Here is an 18,515-nt window from a genome sequence, read left to right as displayed (position 1 = left end):
CGCCCCGCATATCGACATCCGCCGGAAAACAGGGCTGGGACAACCTTGCCGCCGTACGGCTGTCGCCCGGCCGCCGGGCTTTGCTGTACTGGAGGCATGGCAAGCCATGTCGTCCAGGGGCGCAGGGTCGAGACGCCGGTGGAGGTTCGCGACGCCTCGGTCTGCCTCGCCGCCTACCTGGTGCGGGCCGACGCCGCCCGCGCGGTCCTCGCGTACTCCAGGATGGACGTCACCGAGGTCCTGCCGGGCAAGGCCCTGTGCTCGCTGGTGTTCGTCCGTTACCACGACTCCGACCTCGGCTCCTACAACGAGTTCGGGGTCACCTTCCTCGTACGGCCGGCCGACGCGGGCCCCCCGCCGAGGCGCGGGCCGCTGGCCGGGCTGAAGGACCTGCGCGGGGCGGGGTCGGGCGCCTTCGTCCACTGGCTGCCGGTCGACCAGGCGTTCACGCTGGAGGCCGGGCGGACCATCTGGGGCTTCCCCAAGGAGCTGGCCGACGTGGATCTGCGGCTCGGCTCGCCGTACAAGCGGTGTCTGCTGCGCAGGGACGGCCGGATGGTCGTCGACCTGCTGGTCAGGCCGGGCATCCCGGCGACGCCCGTGCCGTTGCTCGGCGAGGCGCTGCCCGTGCCGGACGCCTACGCCCACCTGGACGGGGTCACCCGTCGCATCCCCTGGACGGTCCGTGCCCGGGGCATCCGCTGGCGGCCGGGCGGCGCGCTCATCCGCCTCGGCAACCACCCGATCGCCAAGGAGCTGAGCGAGCTCGGCCTGCCCCGGCGGGCCCTGATGACGGCCACGGCCGAGCACGCGTCGATGACGTTCGAGGAGCCGGGACGGGCGTGACGCCGCCGCGGGCGGTTGCCGGCGGGGCTGGAAGAATCGGCGGATGATTCGTGTCCTGATCGCCGACGACCAGGAGATGGTGCGGCGGGGCCTGCGCCGCATCCTGGAGAGCCAGCCGGACATCCAGGTCGTCTGCGAGGCCGCCGACGGAGTGGCCGCGGTGGAGATGGCCCGGCGGTTCCAGCCGGACGTGGCGCTCGTCGACATCCGCATGCCCAGGATGGACGGGCTCGAGGTGACCCGGGCTCTCGCCGGCCCCGGCGCATCGGTGCCGACGAAGGTCGTGGTGGTGACGACCTTCGACCTGGACGAGTACGTCTACCCGGCGCTGCGGCACGGCGCGTCCGGGTTCCTGCTCAAGCGCTCGGGCCCCGCGCTCCTGGTCGAGGCGGTCCGGGCCGCCGTGGCAGGCGACACCCTGATCAGCCCCTCGGTCACGGTGCGGCTGCTGAGACACGTCACCGGCGGCGGTCCCCGGCACACGCCGCCGTCGGAACCGCTGACCGAGCGTGAAATCGAGATCGCCGGTCAGGTGGCCGAGGGGAAGACCAACGCCGACATCGCCGCCGAGCTGTTCATCTCGCCGGGCACGGTCAAGACCCACGTGGCGAGCATCCAGCGCAAGCTCGGCGTGCGCAACCGGGTCGGCATCGCCGTACGCGCCTGGGAGCTGGGGTATGCCAGGGTTCGATGAACAGGGTTCGATGAACGGGGTGCGGTGACGGTCCCCACCGCGTGCGTACCCTCGGTGGCATGACGAGGTCCCGGGTCCGCGCCTTCCTGTGCGCCGTGGTCGTGGTGATGGTGCCGGCGCCGGCGGTCCTCGCTCCCCCGCACGCGCTCGTCGTCGCCCTGTCCGCCACCCTGGCCGTCGCCGTCGCGCTGACGCGCCTGCCCTACCGGCGGATCGGCCTCGCCACGGCGGCGACCGTCGTCGTGCTGGTCTCCTACGCCGTCACGTTCGTCTACCAGGGGCGACACCAGTTCGCCGGGCTGTGGCTGCCCGTCGAGATGGGCGCGCTGCTGCTCCTGTTCGGGCGGGTCGTGCGGCGGCTGCCGGGGCGGCAGGCGGCGGTCATCGGGACGGCGCTCGGGGTCGCGACTGCCGTCGCGCTGCCGTTGCGGCTGACGCTGCGCATGCCCCGCTCGACGGCGGAGGCCTCGGTCATCGCCTGCTTCCTGTCGTTCATCGCCGTGGCCGCCGTGGCCGCCGTCGCGCTGTACCTCAGGTCGCTGGACGACCGTCGGGTGCGCGCGGTGGCGGACGCGCGGCGGGCCCAGCGGCTGGAGACGGCCCGCGACCTGCATGACTTCGTCGCCCACGAGGTCACGGGGATCGTCCTGGAGGCCCAGGCGGCGCAGCTCGGCGAGCTCGATCCGCACGAGGCGCGCGAGCTCGCCGCACGCGTCGAGGAGGCGGGGCTGCGCGCGCTGGCGTCCATGGACCACATGGTGAGCGCGCTGCGCGACCCGGACGAGCGGGCGGCGGAGGAACCGCCGCCGACCCGCGTCTACGGCCTGGCCGACCTGCCCGACCTCGTCGGCCGTTTCTCGGCCACCGGAAGGATCCCGGCCAGGCTCGACATGCCCGGCGACCTCGCCCTCCCGGTGGCCCCCGAGATCGGGAGCACGGCGTACGCCGTCGTGCTCGAGGCGCTGACCAACGTGCGGCGGCACGCCTCCTCCGCGACCCGCGTGGTGGTAGCGGTCGCCCCAGTCGACGGCGCGGCCGACGGCGCGGCCGGCGGCCCGGCCCTGCGGGTGTCCGTCACCGACGACGGCGGCACCTGTCCGACCGGCCTCGCGGGAGACGACCGGCACGGCGGAGGCACCGGCCTGATCGGCCTGGCCGAGCGGGTGAAGGCGCTCGGGGGCGCGCTCCACGCCGGCCGTCAGGCGGCGGGCTGGCAGGTCGGCGCCGTCCTCCCCGTTCCGCGGAGTGCCAGGAGCCGCGCCGGCCGCTGAGCGGCGCGCCATCGGACCCCGGATATCTGCCGAACGGCAGATGCCGGCCCGGCCGCCCGCAGCGGATCCTGCTCGGGACGGTTTCACCCCGGAGGATCCGATGACTACGCGCAAGACGGTGTGGTGTGCCTTGACGGTGCTCGCGGCGGCGGTTCTGAGCGGCTGTTCAGACGCGTCGAAGGCCGCACCGGTGTCCCAGACCTTCACGTTCAGCGGCAGGACGCTGAACGTGCGGGCACACGACACCCCGGCCGACCTCGTCGCGACGGACAGGAAGGACATCAAGGTCACCCTGTGGTTCGACGTGCACGGCACCAACCCCCGTTCCAGCCAGACCCTCGACGGGAACACGCTCGATCTCAACGCCGGATGCTCCGGGTGGGCCGACTGCTCGGCCCGGTTCAGGGTCGAGGTGCCCCGCGAGGTCAGGGTGCTGCGGGACGGCCGCACGACCGATCTGCGCGGCCTGCCCGGGTGAGGGGAACGAGATGATCGATGCTCCGGCCCTCGAACTGGTGGACGTCACCAAGACCTACAAGGGCGGCAAGCGCGCGGTCGACGGCGTCACCCTGCGGGGCGGCCCGGGACTGCTCGGCCTGCTCGGCCCGAACGGCGCGGGGAAGTCGACGCTGATGCGCATCTGCGCGACGGTCACCAGGCCGACCGGCGGCAGGGTCCTGTTCGACGGGATCGACGTGGTGTCCCGGCCCGACGCGCTGCGCGGGGTTCTCGGCTACCTCCCGCAGGACTTCGGCGTCTACCCGCACCTGACCGCGCGGGAGTTCCTCTCCTACCTCGCCGCCCTGAAAGGACTGGCCGCGCGTGCGGCGCGTGCGCGTATCGACGAGCTGCTCGAACTGGTCAACCTGACGGAGGCGGCCCGCACGCCCCTCGGCAAGTACTCCGGCGGCATGCTGCGCCGGGTCGGCATCGCCCAGGCCCTGCTGGCCGACCCGAGGGTGCTGATCGTGGACGAGCCGACGGCGGGGCTCGACCCCGAGGAGCGGGTGCGGTTCCGCGCCATGCTCGCCGACCTGGCGGAGGACCGGGTGGTCCTGCTGTCCACGCACATCGTGTCCGACATCGAGTCCGTCGCGTCCGACGTCGCCGTCGTGACCGGGGGACGGCTGCTGCGGCGCGGCACCCCCGAGGCGCTGCTCGCCGAGGTCGACGGCCACGTCTGGGAGACGGTCGCCGGGCCCTCCGAGGCCGCCGCCCTGCGGGAGCGCCACCCGGCCGGCCGCGTGATCCGCACGGCGGACGGCATCCGCCTGCGGCTCCTGTCGGACACGCCGCCGGCCGCCGGCGCCGTACGGGTGCCTCCCGACCTGGAGGACCTGTACCTCGCCGTCGTGGGCGGCGGCGTCCGGGAGGCGGCCCGATGACGGCACGGGTCACGGCGCGGGCGACGGTCGCGCTCTCCCTCGCCGACTTCCGGGAGCGGGTCCGGCGGCCCGCGTACGCCGTGATCCTGCTGGCGGCGGTCGGCCTGGCCCGGCTGGCCGTCCCGCCCGCGGACTCCGGGTGGGTGATCCTGGACGTCGGAGGCTACCGCGGCGTCTACACCAGCGCCTGGGTCGGGACGGCGACCGCGCTCGCCGGCGCCCTCTGGCTCACTCTGGGCGGGTTCTACCTGGTACGCGACGCGATCGGCCGGGATGAGCGCACCCGCGTGGGCCAGCTCGTCGCCGCCACGCCACTGCGCACGTCCGCCTACCTGCTGGGGAAGTTCCTCAGCGACTTCCTGGTGCTCGCCTCGATGGCGGGCGTGCTCGCGGTGACCGCGCCGATCATGCAGCTCGCCCGCGGGGAGTCCGGAGCCGTGGACCCGGTGGCGCTCCTGCTGCCCTTCGTGACGATCACGCTGCCCCCGCTGGCGCTGACGGCGGCGGCCGCGGTGCTGTTCGAAACCGTGCCGCTGCTTCGGGGCGGCGTGGGAAACGTGGTCTGGTTCGTCGTCTCCCTGGTCCTCCTGATCGGCGGACAGTCGCGGAAGGCGCCTCTCGGCGGTCTCGGGGTGCACCAGGCCGCCGACTCGATGCGCGCCGCCCTCGCCGCCCAAGGCGTCGACGTGCACGGCCGGGAGTTCAGCCTCGGCCTGACCTCCGTCGCCAGGCCGCTGCGCACCTTCCACTGGGACGGCTTCTCCGTCACCGGCGCGTTCCTCGGCGGCCGTCTCCTGGTGGTCCTGCTGGCGGTCGTTCTGGCGCTGCTGCCGTGCCTCTGGTTCGCCCGGTTCGACCCGGCGCGTCGCCTCACCGCCCCGGCCGTCACGCCGTACGAGCCGGGCGTCACCGCAGAGGGCGGCCGACCGGCCTTCCGGACGGCCCTCCGGACCGCGCCCCGGGTGACGCCGCGTCCGGGCCGGGCGTTGCGACGGCTTCTCGCCGGGGAGCTGCGCATCCTCCTTCAGGGCGTCTCGCGCTGGTGGTGGCTCGTGACCGCCGGGGTGACGGCGGCCGCCTTCGCCACGCCGGAGCCCGCGACCATGCTCCCGTTCGCCTGGATATGGCCGGTGCTGATCTGGTCACGGCTGGGAACCCAGCGAGCGGAGTACGGCGTGGAGGGGCTGCTCGGCGCCTATCCCGCACCCCGGCGCGGGCTGCTCGCGGAGTGGGCGGCCGGAGTCGTCCTCACGGCCGCGACGGGCGTGGGACCCCTCGTCCGCATGGCGGTCGCCGCCGACTGGCCCGGAGTGGGGTCATGGGCGGGCGGCGCGCTCCTGGTGCCCTCGCTCGCCCTGGCGCTCGGCGCGGCCTGCCGTACGCACCGGGTCTTCCAGGTCGTCTACCTCGGCCTGTGGTATCTCGCCGTCAACGGGACGGCGGCCGTCGACTACATGGGCGCGGTCCGCGTGGAAGGGCTGCCCGCCGGGCCGTCCCCGCTCGTCGTGGCCGGCCTCGCCGCGGCCCTGCTCTGCGCCGCCCTGGCGGTCCGCACCGCCCGCCACGCGACCCGCTGACGCGGCGTGCTCACGCTCGGCCGTCGCACGCGAGACGGGCGACGGCGGCTCGTGTCAGGGTCCGCGGCTGCGGGTCCGGGTCGAGTGCGATGTGCAGTGCCGCGCCTTCGATGTAGGCGTCGAGCGCCCGGGCGGTGTCGGGGGCGAAGTGCCGTTCGAGGGCGCGGCGGCTCTCACGCATCCACCTCTGCGTGATCGACCGGAAGACGGCTCGCCGCGCGGCGAGGGTGTACAGCTCGTATGTCAGCACGTGCTCGCGCCGACACCGCTGCAAGTCCCCGTGGATCAACGCGACGATCGCCTCTGCCGCGGCGCAAGCGCCGCTCGGTCTTGATCGGGGCAGGCGGCCAGGCGACGGATCCTAGTTCAGTCACGGCGGGCACCTTGTCTCGGGGCCGAGTCAAGGTGAGCCCAAAAGCCGCAATGAGCTGGGCGGCCGGTGTCGGCCCGCCGGATGGGGGTGCGCCTCGGCAGCGCGCAAGAACACGCCCCGGGAAATGGCGACGCAGACTGTCACCTTTGGCGTGCACCGTGGTGACATGGACAAGGACTTCAACACCCAGCACGTCGGCCAGGTAGGCTCGCTCGCCGGCCGGATAGCGCTCGTCGCCGGAGCAACCCGCGGTGCCGGACGTGCCCTCGCCGTCGAACTCGGCCGCGCCGGCGCCACGGTCTATGTCACCGGCCGCACCACCCGCGAGCGCGCCAGCGAGGTCGGCCGAACCACAGAGACCATCGAGGAGACCGCTGAGCTGGTCACGGCGGTCGGCGGTACCGGCATCGCCGTCCCTACCGATCATCTGGACGCGGACCAGGTACGCGCACTTGTCGAGCGGATCGACTGTGAACAGGAGCGACTCGACATCCTCGTCAACGACCTCTGGGGCGGCGAGCACCTGCTCGTCGATTCCGTCTTCGGCAAGAAGAGCTGGGAGACGCCGCTCGCCGACGGCCTTCGCATCCTGGAACTCGGGGTGCGCTCGCATCTGATCACCGCGGCACTCGCCCTCCCGCTGCTAATCCGCTCGGACGCGCCGCTGCATGTGGAGGTCACCGACGGCACGGCGGTCTCCAACCGCCGTTACCGTGAGAACCTCTACTACGACCTCGCCAAGAACGCCCCCATCCGGATCGCCTTCGGGTTGGGCGAGGAACTGGCCGAGTACGGGGGCACAGCGGTCGCCGTCACGCCGGGCTTCCTGCGCTCGGAACAGATGCTCACCCATTTCGGCGTGACTGAGGAAAACTGGCGCGACGCCGTCGCCCAAGAACCGGACTTCGCTATCGCCGAGTCGCCGTACTACCTCGCCCGCGCGGTCGCCGCGCTCGCCACCGACCCGGGCCGGGCGGCCCGCTGGAACGGGAAGTCTGCCTCCAGTGCGGAGCTTGCCAGAACCTACGGGGTACGGGATGTGGACGACAGCCAGCCAGACGCCTGGGGGTACTTCGAGGACGTCAGGTACGGCGGGAAGGACGGTTCGCCGGACGACTACCGCTGATCCTCCGACTCCGCGCCGTACAGGGTGGCGAGGCCCCGCGTGTGCTCGCGGAAGCGGGCGCGTAGGCCCTCCGGGGCCAGCACCTCCGCGTCCGCGCCGAGCCCGGTCAGCTGGGCGAAGGCGACGTCCTCCGACTCCGCCGGCAGGTCGAGCGTGACTCGCCCGGCGGCGTCCGGCGCGGTCGCGGACGCCAGCGCCTCGCCGACCCCGGCCGGGTCCGCCACATCTGGCAGGCGGAGCAAGCCGCACTCGGTCAGGCGCACGGTGACGGTCGTGCGCAGCAGTGTCCGGGCGAACCCGGCGGCGTGGTCCTGCCAGTGCGAGGCTAGGTCGAAGGATGGGTCGCGGACGAAGGGTTCGTCGGCGCCGGGAGCAGGGGAGAGCGCCGTGACGCGGTCGACGCGGTAGGTGCGCCATGCGCCGTCCCGGCCCGTCCGCTCACCCGGGACACGGCCTACGACGTACCACACCCCCGCCTTCAGGACGAGGCCGTACGGCTCCAGCAGGCGGGTGACCATGCGGGGTGGCGTGCCGTCCCGGCCCGGTCGCGCGTAGGCCAGCTCGACAGTGCGGTCGGACCACACGGCGCGGGCCAGCTCCGGCAGTAACTCCGGTGCCGACGGCTCGCGGAACCAGGCCGGGGCGTCGAGGTGGAAGCGGCGTACGGACGACTCGGCCGCCGCACGCAGCGACGGGAGCAAGGTGGCCGACAGCTTCAGCCGGGCCGTGTCCGCCGCGCCCGACAGACCGAGATCACGCAGGGCCGTGGGCAGGCCGGAAAGATAGAGCGTCTCTGCCTCGGTGGGATGGAGCGTGGTGAGCCGGGTCCGGTGGCCCGGTGCCAGGTGGTAGCCGCCCGTGCGTCCGCGCTCGGATCGGATGGGAACGCCCGCTTCCTGCAGAGCCTGGGCATCGCGGATCACCGTGCGCTTGGAAACGTCCAGCTCGCGGGCAAGGGCGACAGCGGTCAGACCGGGGCTCGACTGGACGAGGAGGGCCATGCGGATCAGGCGGGCGGCACGCATGCCTCAAGGATCGCGGACCCGGTGCTCCAGCAACGCCTTCGGCCGCTTACGGGACGAGGCCCGAAACCGCGCCCCAGGCCGACTTCCGCTACGGCCGCAGCCTCCAGGACCTCATCAACATGGTCGCCGACCTGCGCGAACGTGGCATCGGCTTCACCTCGCTGCATGAGAACCTCGACACCACCACCCCCGGCGGCCGGCTCGTCTTCCACGTCTTCGCCGCCCTCGCGGAGTTCATCCGCGAACTCATCGTCATCGGCACCAACGAGGGCCTGGCCGCCGCTCGCGCCCGCGGCCGGGTCGGCGGACGCCCCAGCGTCGCCACCGAGGAAGTCATTCGCGCCGCCCGCGACCTCCTGCCCGACCCCGGCCGCTCCATCACCTCGATCGCAAAGCTCCTCGGCGTCTCCCCGGGCACCCTCTACAACCACATCCCCGACCTACGCGAACTGCGCGCCGGCGCCGTCCCCCGCCAGCTCAAAGCACCCGCGAAGTAGGCGAACCCCAGCAAGATCAATCTCACCGGGATTTCCTGTACCGCAACTACTCACGCCCGGACCTGTCACGCCGGCCGCTTGCCCCGGTCACGCCGGGGGGCGAGAACGACGAACGCTAGACGATGGGCGGGCGGCCGAGGCGGAGCATGCGCCAGGCGGTGCGCCAGGCCATCGGACGGCGCTCGCCCGCGGGCTCCCGCAGCCCTTCGAAGAAGCCGCGGAACCACGCCTTGATCGCGGGCATCGAGCGCTCGCGTGCGAGCGTGAGCACGACCCAGTTGAGCAGATAGAACATCGCGAGCGGCCACGGCAGATTGCGCCGGGCCAGCCAGACGCGGTTGCGGGCGTTCAGCCGGTAGAAGTCCGTGTGCCGGGACGGCAGCACCAGCGGGTGGTACATGACCGTCTCGGCGTCGTACTCGATGCGGTAGCCCTCGCCCAGCAGGCGCCAGGCGAGGTCGGTCTCCTCGTGGGCGTAGAAGAACCGCTCGGGCAACCCGCCGACCTGCAGGAACGCGGACTTGCGGATCGCGCAGGCGCCGCCGAGGAAGGTCGTCACCGGAGAGGACCGCTCGGGGTCGCCGGCCCGCAGGCGGGGCACGTGCCGCCGCTGCACCGAGCCGCCCTCGGGGTCCATCACCCGGAAGCTGATCACGGCGAGGTCGGGCTCGTGCGTGAACCGCTCACGGACGTGCGCGGCGACCTTGGTGTTGGCGTACCAGCCGTCGTCGTCCAGGAACAGGACGATGTCACCCGAGCACTCCTGCACGCCGCGGTTGCGCCCCTCGGGGATGCCCGCGTTGTGCTCCAGCCGTACGGTCTTGATCATCGCGGCGGAGCCGGGGAGCGGCTGGGCGGTCAGCTCCGGCACGTCCGCGCCGTTGCCGACGATGACCACCTCGATGTCGCCGTCGGTCTGGGTGAGCGCGGATTCCACTGCCCGGTCGAGCTCGGCGATCCTGTTGCCCATGGTGAGGATGACACAGGAGATTTTCACCGCGTCATCGCCTCGACGTGGGGCGCACTACACACGACTTCATGATCACCGAGTCTGTATGGCCGGGCAATCCGGAATCTGCCTGGTTTACCGTGGAATAAGGGTATCGGAACTGCCACCAAACCCCTACCCAACCGCGAATGTACGGCCGATCGGCACGCCGGGCGGGAAACGACGCGCTCATGACAGCCGCCGGGAGGCGAGGATGCTGACCAGGTGCAGCAAGAGCTGGACTCCCGCGATGACGACGCAGGCGACCACGAGGATCCGGGTGGCGGAGAACCAGTTGTCGAGCACCGCCGCGACCACGACGATCAGCGACAGCTCGACGGCCTGGATCAGCCGGTGGAACCGCAGCGCCGCCGCGGCCCTGCGGGCCAGCGCGAGCCGCGGCGAGGTGAACTGCTGCGCCGCCGCCTCGGTGGTCGCCACCAGGCCCGACCGGGCGCGGGCGACGTCGACCAGATCGGTCTCCGACTTGATCAGAATCGCGCCGAGCGCCGCCGCCACGCCCATGACCGTGTACCAGTCGGGCAGGGTCTCCGAGGCCCGGAAGCCCAGCCCGATCAGCAGCGCCGCCTCGGCGAAGTAGTGCCCGACCCGGTCGAGGTACACCCCGGTGATCGAGGTGCGGCCGGTCCACCGGGCCAGCTCCCCATCGGAGCAGTCGAGCAGCAGGTAGACCTGGATGAGCAGGGCCGCGCCCAGCGCCGCCCAGAAGCCGGGGAGGGCGAGCACGGCGCCCGCCGCCACCCCGCACACGATCATCAGGCCGGTGACCTGGTTCGGCGAGATGGGGGTCTTGGCCAGCAGCCAGGTGGCGTAGATGGACAGGCGCCGCATGTACAGCAGGCCGGCCCAGTGCTCGCCGCTGCGGCGGTCCATGGTGGTCTGCGGCTGGGCGACCGCGCGAAGCTCAGCGACCGACGGCGCGGACATAGTCCTCAACTCTCCCACGGACCTCGTGCTCCGACAGCCGGAGGTGCTCAAGAATGGTGTAGCGGCCGGGCCGGGTGCTGGGGGCCAGCATCACCGCGGCCGTGAATTGTTCGGTCGTCAGGCCGACGTCGCCGGGCACGACGGGCAGGCCGTGCCGCCCGAGGCAGCCGGTCACCTGGCCGAGCCGGTGCGCGTCCTCACGGAGGAAGTAGCAGAACGCCGCACCGATGCCGGCCAGCTCACCGTGGTTGGAGGTGCCGGGGAAAAGCTGGTCCACAGCATGAAGGATCTCATGATCGCCGCCACTCGCCGGACGGCTTGACCCCGCGATGACCATCGACATCCCCGACAGGATCAGCGCCTCGGCGAGCACGGTCAGGAACGCGTCCGACTCGATCGAGTCCGGCCGGCCGAGCACGGCCTCGGCCGCGGTGCGCGACATCGAGATCGCCAGCCCGTCGATGGGCTCGCCCCGCTCGGTGTTGCCGAGCTGCCAGTCCTCGATGGCCGACAGGTTGCTGAGCACGTCGCCGATCCCGGACCGGACGAGCGAGGGCGGGGCGTCGTGGACGAACTCGAGGTCCACCATGATCGCCAGCGGCATGGGCACGCCGAACGAGCCCTTGCCGCCCTCGTACACGAGTGAGGCCACCGGCGAGCAGATGCCGTCATGCGAGAGGTTGGTGGCGACGGCGACCATGGGGATGCCGGCGAGCGACGCGGCGTACTTGGTGGCGTCGATCGTCCTGCCGCCGCCGACGCCGACCACCGCCTCGTAGTTGCCCTTGCGCAGGTCCGCGCCGAGTGACACGGCCGCGTCCACGGTGCCGTCCGCCACCCGGAGCACCTTGGCCTCGCCCAGCGACGGCGCGATGACCTCCGCGATGCGGTCACCCTGCCCGACGCCGACCGCGACCGCGACCCGGCCGGAGGTGGCCACCCTGCTGTCGGCGAGCAGGGTGCCGAGCTGCGCGATCGCGCCCCGCCGCACCTCCATCGTGAGAGGCGCGGGGAGCATCCTTGCCAGAATCGGCATGCGAACTCCTCAGAAGGCCGCGGAAATCAGTATCGGCATGCGATCTCACGGGCCTTCGCGAGGTCGTCGTGGTTGTCCACCTCGACCCACTCGACCTTGCCGATCGGCGCGACGGCGATCTTCTCGCCGCGCCCGACCATCTCCTGGTAGCCGTCCTCGTAGTAGAGCTGCGGGTCGTGCTCGAACGTGGCCCTCAGCGCGTCGGCGAGCCGCTCGGCCGCGCCCGGCCGGATCAGCGTGGCGCCGATGTACTCGCCGTACGCCTCGGCCGGGTCCATCAGCTTGGTGATCCGCTTCAGCCGGCCGTCCTCCAGTGTGACCTTCATCTCCTCGTCCGCCAGCGACTTCACGTCGTCGACGGCGAGCAGGATGTCGGAGGTGTCCTCGGCGGCCAGCAGGGTCCGCTCCACCGACACGGGGTGGACGGTGTCGCCGTTGACCAGCAGCGCGCCCTGGGAGAAGTAGTCGCGGGCACACCACAGCGAGTAGGCGTTGTTCCACTCCTCGGCCTTGTCGTTGTGGACAAGCGTGAGCTTCACCCCGTGGCGCCGCTCCAGGTCGGCCTGCCGTTCCCTCACGGCCTGGGCCTGGTAGCCGACGATCACCACGACCTCGCGGAGGTCCACGGCCGCCAGGTTACGCAGGGCGATGTCGAGGATCGTGGTCTCACCGTCGACCGGCACCAGCGCCTTCGGCAGCGTGTCGGTGTACGGCCGCAGGCGACGTCCGGCTCCGGCGGCCAGCACCATTCCGAGCAATTTCCCGCACTCCTTGAGGTCGAGCGTCAGACAGTAACCCCAAAGGTTAGTTGGCTCGGCACCCCGGTTGGGTAATCCACCGTTGGTCTGACGTTAATCCTGGGGTGCCGGTTCCACGGCCTCGTCGGGCGTGCGGGGGGCGGCGAGCCAGCAGGTCAGGCTCTCCCAGCCGAACAGGGCCCACAGGTAGACCGCGAGCAGCACGAACACGGCGGTCACCACGTCGAGCAGGCCGCCGAGGGCGACGACGAGCATCCGGCCGTCCCAGCCCAGCCCGGCCGTCGCCAGCCACGGCGGCGGATACACGTGCTGGCGCAGCCGGTAGACCGTGTCGTAGTGGTGGAAGGCCATCGCGCCGAGCAGCGCGACGATGAGCACCGGCGGGACGGAGCGGGCGAACCCGGCCGAGGCGATGAAGCCATACTCGGTCATCCGCAGGATCGGGGGCGCCAGCCAGTCGAGCCGGCCGTCGTGCCGGTGGGCGCTGCCCGCCCCGGCCAGCAGCAGGGCCACCGCCGGGGCGAAGACCGCGAAGTCGTCGGCCCCGGCGATGCCGAGCACCAGCAGCACGGCGGTCACGAAGGCCCCCGCGACCGCGGGCGGCAGCGGCGGGAGCTGCCCGGCCACGAGCAGCCCCATCGCCCTCGACAGCGGGCCGTCGTCGCGGTAGGCCACCACGACGCTGCGCGGCACCGGGGTCATGTGCACGGAGATCGCGCCCCGGGCCTTCCCGCCGGCCTCGCGGGGGCGGCGGCTCATGCCACCTCCTCGCCTTCGGCTCGGAGCGGCATGCGCCAGACGCTGTGTTCACTGATTCGCTCGCTACGCTCGCTCATGCCACCTCCTCGCCTTCGGCTCGGAGCGGCATGCGCCAGACGCTGTGTTCACTGATTCGCTCGCTACGCTCGCTCATGCCACCTCCTCGCCTTCGGCTCGGAGCTGGGTCGTGCCGGAGGCGCGCAAGTCAGCACTTCGCCAGACGCTGTGTTCACTGATTCGCTCGCTACGCTCGCTCATGCGAAGGACCTCGCCATCCGCCCGGCGGCCGTGTAGGCCAGGGCCACCGCGCCCCAGCCCAGCAGTGCGAGGAACGTCACCCGCGCGTCGAACAGCGCGGCCGTCACCGAGATCAGCGCCATACGCTCCCCAATCGGCAGGACGATCATCTTCTTCGCCCAGTAGGCCACGCCCCTCGCGCCGCTCAGCGCGTCGAGCCGCCGCGACAGCGCCAGCACCGATCCGGTGCCCTTCGCGGCGGCCGCCGCGGGCGCCTCGTCCCAGGGCACGGCCATCGGACGCGGGGCCGCCGCCCGCAGGCCGGCCGCCCTGGCCCGGTCGGCCATCGCTCCCGCGTAGGAGAAGTCGACCACGTGGCGGATCGTCTGGAGGATCATCGCGCCCACCGCCAGGGCCCAGATCTCCCACGGCTCCCGGGAGCCGGCCAGGTATCCGGCCGCCAGGCCGACGTACACCAGGTATTCCTTGAGCCGGTCGCAGATCGCGTCGAGCCAGCTCCCGAGCGGGGAGAACCGGCGCGTATACCGGGCGAGCTGCCCGTCCAGGCAGTCGAGCACGAACGACAGATAGAGCGCGGCGGCGCCGACCACGAGCCCCGCCCGGCGGCCGTCGGAAAACCAGATCGCGGCGATGGCGGCGAACCCGACCGAGATGCCGGTGACCGTGTTCGGGGTCAGGCCGAGACGGGCGGCCGGACGGATGAGGTGACGCGACCACGAGCTGACGCAGTAAGTGGTGAAGAAGCCGTCGCCGCTCTTCACCGCGGCGTCGAGCCTGGCCTGCGCCTCGTCGACGTCGGCCAGCTCGCGCACCGCGCGCTCGGCGGCCGGGCGCGTGCCGGCCCGCCCGCAGTGCAGGGTGTTCAGCGCGACGGCGTGCACCTGCACGCCCGCCCGCACCAGGCCCGTGAGCAGCAGCTCGGGAACCTCGCCGTCGCCGACCCGCCCGAGGTGGCGGCGCTGGGCAAGGTCGGCCAGGTCCTCGGCGATGTCGGCCAGCCCGGCCAGGTGGGCCTCCCCGACCTGGAGGACGCCGCGGAAGGTGCCGTTGGCCCACTCGACCTCGTGGAAGGACGTGCCCGCCGACACGACGCGGCCCCACTCGGTCCGTACGGGCGGCCGCAGCGGGGCGGGGTCGCCGCTGGCGACGATCGCGCCGGTCGGGCGCGCGGGATGTTCGAGCAGCAGCGACAGCGCCTCGGTGTGCGCGACCACGTCGGCGGCCAGCACGGCGACCGGCGAGGTCGAGGCGCGGGCCGTCTTGGCCACGATCCGCAGGTCCTCGGCGAGCCCGTCGCTGACGCAGATCTGATGCCGCGGGCCGCTCTCCGCGCCCTTCTCCCACCCTCCTGCCTGGGCGTCCTGGCTCCGCACCACGACCAGCACCTCGCGGACCGGCAGCGTGAGGAGCTGGGCGGTGAGCCGCTCCAGGAGGCTGCCGTCGGACCGGGCGCCGTCGGACCAGGGCAGCCCGGCGGCCGGTGAGGTCGCGAGGACGACCGCCACCGTCTCTGTGTCCCGTGACGTACCGGGCTTGCTCGGATCCGCCCCCATATGGAAACCCGCTTCACGTCGACCGCACGTGCTCACCTCGCAAAGTAACCGAGTGATCACTAGGTGGCAATCACCTTCTCCGGCTTCCGGCACGGGTATGGTCTCCTCCGGGGAGGACATCATGATCGCCGAATCGCGTCTGCGCAGGGTGGGGGTGGTGCTGGCCGGCGGCGTCGGCCAGCGCGTGGGCCTCAACACCCCGAAACAGCTTCTGAAGATCGCCGGGAAGACGATTCTGGAGCACACCCTCGACGTGTTCGACGGCCACCCGGAGATCGACGAGGTCGTCGTCCTGATGGCCCCCGGCTTCGTCGCCGAGGCCGAGGAGCTCGTCAGGAGGAACGGCTACACCAAGGTCGGCCGGGTGCTCGAAGGAGGGGCGAGCCGCACCGAGACGACCTGGCGGGCGCTGTGCGCGCTGGGCGAGCAGGAGTGCGACGTGCTGCTGCACGACGCCGTACGGCCGCTGATCGAGCCCCGCATCATCAGCGAGTGCGTGGCCGCGCTCGAACGCTACGAGGCGGTCGAGGTGGCGATCCCCTCCTCCGACACGATCGTGGTGGCCGCTCCCGGCCCGCGCGGCGACATCATCCGCGACATCCCCGACCGCTCCCGGCTGCGCCGGGGGCAGACCCCGCAGTGCTTCCGGCTGTCGGTGATCCGGGCGGCGTACGAGCGGGCCCTGGCCGACCCCGAGTTCCCCTCGCTGCCCACGACGGACGACTGCGGCGTCGTGCTGCGCTACCTGCCCGACGTGCCGATCTACATCGTGCCCGGCAGCGAGCACAACATGAAGGTCACCCATCCGGTCGACGTCTTCATCGCCGACAAGCTCTTCCAGCTCGCCGAGAACACGGCGCCCGCACTGGACGAGGAGGCCTACCGGGCCGGGCTCGAGGGCCGCACGCTCGTGGTCTTCGGCGGCAGCTACGGCATCGGCGCGGACATCGTCGCGCTGGCCAGGAGACACGGCGCGAGCGTCCACTCGTTCTCCCGCAGCCAGAACGGCGTGCGCGTCGAGGACGTCGCCGCCGTGGAGGACGCGCTCGCCCGGGTGTACGCCGAGACCGGCCGGATCGACTACGTCGTCAACACGGCGGGCGTGCTGCACATGGGCAAGCTCGGCGAGGCCGGGCAGCACACGATCGAGGAGACCATCGGGGTCAACTACCTCGGACCGGTCAACATCGCTCGCGCGTCCGTGAAGTACCTTATGGAGACCCACGGCCACCTGCTCCTCTACACCTCCTCGTCCTACACCCGCGGCCGGGCCGACTACAGCCTCTACTCCTCCACGAAGGCCGCCGTCGTCAACCTCACCCAGGCGCTCGCCGACGAGTGGGCCTGCCAGGGTGTCCGCGTCAACTGCGTCAACCCCGAGCGCACCGCCACCCCCATGCGGCTGCGCGCGTTCGGCGACGAACCCGCCGGAACACTGCTCTCCCCCGCCGCCGTCGCCCGCACCAGCATCGACGTGCTGCTGTCCCGCCTCACGGGACAGGTCGTGGACGTACGGCTCAGCCGATGACCGCAACCATGTACGGAGGGACGGGCACTCGCCCATGGGGGGAAACATCAAGGGGCGCAGGGCCCCGAACGCACTGGCCGCGATAATCCGGCGGCCGGCCCTGAGAAGCCTGGCCGGTGGGCGCAGGGGCGCGTTCACCGCGCTCACGCTCGCGTCGTACCCGGCCGTGCTCGCGGCCGCCGTGTGGCCGCTGCCCGCGACCTTCGCGGTGCTCGTGCCGCTGTCGTACGCCGCGGAGGCCGCGCTGCCCGGCCGGGCGGCGGGGGCGCTGAGCCGGGCCCACCTCGGGGCCACGGTCCGCTTCCTGTCGCGTGAGACGGCCGCCGTCGTGCTGCTGGCGCGGCTGGCGCCGGGCCGGCCACTGTGGTTCGCGGCGCTCGCGGCCGGGCTGTTCCTGTTCCACGGCCTGCGGGCCGTGCAGACGTGGCTCGCCGAGCACGTCGACCGCCGGCACAACCTGATGCCGGTGGTGACCCGCAACATCGACCTGCCCGCGCTGCGGATCCCGCCCGCGCCGCCCCGCGCGCTGCTCGCCTGGCGGGGCGCCCGGCTGCTCTACCTCGACGCGCTCGCGGTCCTGCCCGCGGCGGCGACGGCGCCCATGGGCCTGGGCTGGACGGGCGTGGCGGGCGCCGTCGCGGCCCTGGTGCTGGAGGTCACCGCCGTGGTCGCGCTCCTGGCCCACGCGAGGCGGGCCAGGCATCTGGGCGACCGGCGGCGGGTCCTCTCCGCGGTGGACGACTGGGTCGCGGCCTACCGGCCCGAGGTCGTCATGTACTTCTCAGGGCCGGTCACGGCGGTCTACCAGGCCACCATGTGGCTCGGCACGCTGGAGCGGATCACGCCGAGGACGCTGGTGGTGCTGCGTGACCGGTCGCTGGCCACCGCCCTCGGCACGACGACGCTGCCGGTCGTGTGCATCCCCTCGTCGGTCGACCTCATGAACTTCCGCGCGCTCGACGGTGTGCGCGTCGCGCTGTTCCCCGCGAACGTCGGCAACAACATCCACATGCTCCGGGTGCCGGGCGTGCGGAGCGTGTTCATCGGCCACGGCGACAGCGACAAGGAGGCGTCCTTCAACCCGTACACGAAGGTGTACGACGAGGTCTGGGTGGCCGGCCCTGCCGGGCGGGACCGCTACCTGCGCGCCCAGGTGGGCGTGCGGGACGAGGCCGTCGAGGAGGTCGGCCGCCCCCAGCTCGCCGGGGTGCTGCGCACCAGCCCGTACGCCGAGGGGCTGGCGCCGCACCGGACCGTCCTGTACGCGCCCACGTGGGAGGGGTGGAGCGACGACCTGTTCCACAGCTCGCTCGTCGCCATGGGACCCGCGATCGTGCGCGCCCTGCTCGGCCGGCGGGTGCGGGTGATCTACAAGCCCCACCCGCTCACCGGTCACCGCTCGCCGGCCGCCAGGGCCGCGCACCGGAAGATCCTGGCCCTGTTGCACGAGAGCACAGGGATGCCCCACGTCGCCGTGACCGGCCGGGAGCCGTCGCTGTACGAGTGCTTCAACGAGGCCGACGTGCTGGTCTCCGACATCTCCAGCGTGGTGTCGGACTTTGTGGCCAGCGGCAAGCCGTACATCGTGGCCAACGTGGCGGGCCTTCCCGAGGACCGGTTCCGCGAGCGCTACCCGGCCGCCGGGGCGGCGTACCTGCTCGGGCCCGACCTGGCGGAGCTTCCCGACATCCTGCGCCGTCTCGGCGTGCCGGGAGAGGACGACATGGCCGCGGCCCGGCGGGCCCTGCGCGCCTACCTGCTCGGCGCCGACCACCCCGATCCGCTGGCCCGCTTCGAGGAGGCCGTACGGCGTGCCGCCGCCCGCGCCGAGACCCGCGCCCGCTCCCTCGGCCTCGAAGCCCTCGCCCCTTCCGCCCGTGACTGAACAAGCCG

18 protein-coding genes are annotated in these 18,515 nt (G+C 72.5%); 10 read left to right on the top strand and 8 right to left on the bottom strand.

What is annotated here, in order from left to right; translation table 11 throughout:
• Nucleotides 1-96: 96 nt before the first annotated feature.
• The 6 genes from QSK36_RS06130 to QSK36_RS06105 all read left to right on the top strand — a co-directional run bounded on the left by QSK36_RS06130 (nucleotide 97) and on the right by QSK36_RS06105 (nucleotide 5,773).
• Entirely contained in the window at nucleotides 97-846 is a 750-nt protein-coding gene (locus tag QSK36_RS06130) for an acetoacetate decarboxylase family protein (RefSeq protein WP_183534668.1), read from the top strand.
• A 43-nt stretch (nucleotides 847-889) separates the two neighbouring features.
• Nucleotides 890-1,540, top strand: a complete 651-nt coding sequence (locus QSK36_RS06125; RefSeq protein ID WP_285781619.1) for a response regulator transcription factor — start codon at nucleotides 890-892, stop codon at nucleotides 1,538-1,540.
• A 59-nt stretch (nucleotides 1,541-1,599) separates the two neighbouring features.
• Nucleotides 1,600-2,811: a sensor histidine kinase gene (locus tag QSK36_RS06120; protein WP_285781618.1), complete on the top strand. Its 1,212-nt coding sequence runs from the start codon at nucleotides 1,600-1,602 to the stop codon at nucleotides 2,809-2,811.
• Nucleotides 2,812-2,911: 100 nt separating this feature from the next.
• Nucleotides 2,912-3,289: a hypothetical protein gene (locus QSK36_RS06115; RefSeq protein WP_285781617.1), complete on the top strand. Its 378-nt coding sequence runs from the start codon at nucleotides 2,912-2,914 to the stop codon at nucleotides 3,287-3,289.
• A 10-nt stretch (nucleotides 3,290-3,299) separates the two neighbouring features.
• The gene (locus tag QSK36_RS06110) at nucleotides 3,300-4,196 is read left to right on the top strand and encodes an ATP-binding cassette domain-containing protein (RefSeq protein ID WP_285781616.1); all 897 of its coding nucleotides are present in this window, start codon (nucleotides 3,300-3,302) and stop codon (nucleotides 4,194-4,196) included.
• A complete protein-coding gene (locus QSK36_RS06105) occupies nucleotides 4,193-5,773 on the top strand; it encodes an ABC transporter permease (RefSeq protein ID WP_285781615.1) in 1,581 nt (526 codons plus the stop codon). Before QSK36_RS06110 ends, QSK36_RS06105 begins: the two co-directional genes overlap by 4 nt.
• Nucleotides 5,774-5,783: 10 nt before the next feature.
• Here the strand turns inward: QSK36_RS06105 and QSK36_RS06100 are convergent, their stop codons facing one another.
• Nucleotides 5,784-6,116, bottom strand: a complete 333-nt coding sequence (locus tag QSK36_RS06100; protein WP_352239869.1) for a TetR/AcrR family transcriptional regulator — start codon at nucleotides 6,114-6,116, stop codon at nucleotides 5,784-5,786.
• A gap of 196 nt (nucleotides 6,117-6,312) precedes the next feature.
• Between QSK36_RS06100 and QSK36_RS06095 the strand changes: the two genes are divergently transcribed.
• On the top strand, nucleotides 6,313-7,272 hold the full coding sequence (locus tag QSK36_RS06095; RefSeq protein WP_183534658.1) for an SDR family oxidoreductase: 960 nt from the start codon (nucleotides 6,313-6,315) through the stop codon (nucleotides 7,270-7,272).
• Here the strand turns inward: QSK36_RS06095 and QSK36_RS06090 are convergent.
• Nucleotides 7,263-8,243 (bottom strand): helix-turn-helix transcriptional regulator, encoded by a 981-nt coding sequence (locus QSK36_RS06090; protein ID WP_502883288.1) that lies wholly within the window; start codon nucleotides 8,241-8,243, stop codon nucleotides 7,263-7,265. The two genes, QSK36_RS06095 and QSK36_RS06090, sit on opposite strands and share 10 nt — an antisense overlap.
• Here QSK36_RS06090 and QSK36_RS43690 point away from each other — a divergent pair.
• On the top strand, nucleotides 8,147-8,794 hold the full coding sequence (locus tag QSK36_RS43690) for a recombinase family protein (RefSeq protein ID WP_502883287.1): 648 nt from the start codon (nucleotides 8,147-8,149) through the stop codon (nucleotides 8,792-8,794). The genes QSK36_RS06090 and QSK36_RS43690 overlap by 97 nt on opposite strands.
• Nucleotides 8,795-8,909: 115 nt before the next feature.
• Here QSK36_RS43690 and QSK36_RS06080 read toward each other — a convergent pair whose 3' ends face one another.
• The 6 genes from QSK36_RS06080 to QSK36_RS06055 all read right to left on the bottom strand — a co-directional run bounded on the left by QSK36_RS06080 (nucleotide 8,910) and on the right by QSK36_RS06055 (nucleotide 15,046).
• Nucleotides 8,910-9,791 (bottom strand): glycosyltransferase family 2 protein, encoded by an 882-nt coding sequence (locus QSK36_RS06080; RefSeq protein WP_183534656.1) that lies wholly within the window; start codon nucleotides 9,789-9,791, stop codon nucleotides 8,910-8,912.
• Between the two features lie 180 nt (nucleotides 9,792-9,971).
• Nucleotides 9,972-10,730 (bottom strand): CDP-alcohol phosphatidyltransferase family protein, encoded by a 759-nt coding sequence (locus QSK36_RS06075; RefSeq protein ID WP_183534655.1) that lies wholly within the window; start codon nucleotides 10,728-10,730, stop codon nucleotides 9,972-9,974.
• A complete protein-coding gene (locus QSK36_RS06070; protein WP_167538693.1) occupies nucleotides 10,708-11,748 on the bottom strand; it encodes an iron-containing alcohol dehydrogenase family protein in 1,041 nt (346 codons plus the stop codon). The genes QSK36_RS06075 and QSK36_RS06070 overlap by 23 nt, the downstream gene beginning before the upstream one ends.
• Before the next feature lie 44 nt (nucleotides 11,749-11,792).
• On the bottom strand, nucleotides 11,793-12,524 hold the full coding sequence (locus tag QSK36_RS06065; RefSeq protein ID WP_285781612.1) for a phosphocholine cytidylyltransferase family protein: 732 nt from the start codon (nucleotides 12,522-12,524) through the stop codon (nucleotides 11,793-11,795).
• A gap of 93 nt (nucleotides 12,525-12,617) precedes the next feature.
• On the bottom strand, nucleotides 12,618-13,283 hold the full coding sequence (locus QSK36_RS06060) for a DUF5941 domain-containing protein (protein ID WP_285781611.1): 666 nt from the start codon (nucleotides 13,281-13,283) through the stop codon (nucleotides 12,618-12,620).
• 254 nt (nucleotides 13,284-13,537) lie between these two features.
• On the bottom strand, nucleotides 13,538-15,046 hold the full coding sequence (locus tag QSK36_RS06055; RefSeq protein ID WP_285781610.1) for a CDP-alcohol phosphatidyltransferase family protein: 1,509 nt from the start codon (nucleotides 15,044-15,046) through the stop codon (nucleotides 13,538-13,540).
• A 169-nt stretch (nucleotides 15,047-15,215) separates the two neighbouring features.
• Here QSK36_RS06055 and QSK36_RS06050 point away from each other — a divergent pair, with 169 nt between their 5' ends.
• The gene (locus QSK36_RS06050) at nucleotides 15,216-16,622 is read left to right on the top strand and encodes a bifunctional cytidylyltransferase/SDR family oxidoreductase (RefSeq protein ID WP_139573396.1); all 1,407 of its coding nucleotides are present in this window, start codon (nucleotides 15,216-15,218) and stop codon (nucleotides 16,620-16,622) included.
• Between the two features lie 34 nt (nucleotides 16,623-16,656).
• Nucleotides 16,657-18,507, top strand: a complete 1,851-nt coding sequence (locus tag QSK36_RS06045; protein ID WP_285781609.1) for a CDP-glycerol glycerophosphotransferase family protein — start codon at nucleotides 16,657-16,659, stop codon at nucleotides 18,505-18,507.
• The last annotated feature ends 8 nt before the right edge of the window (nucleotides 18,508-18,515 follow it).

The sequence above is a fragment of the Microbispora sp. NBRC 16548 genome (assembly GCF_030268985.1).
GTDB lineage: Bacteria > Actinomycetota > Actinomycetes > Streptosporangiales > Streptosporangiaceae > Microbispora > Microbispora catharanthi.
The sequence above is the reverse complement of the archived record's forward strand: the minus strand, read 5'-3'. Positions and strand labels throughout refer to the sequence as shown.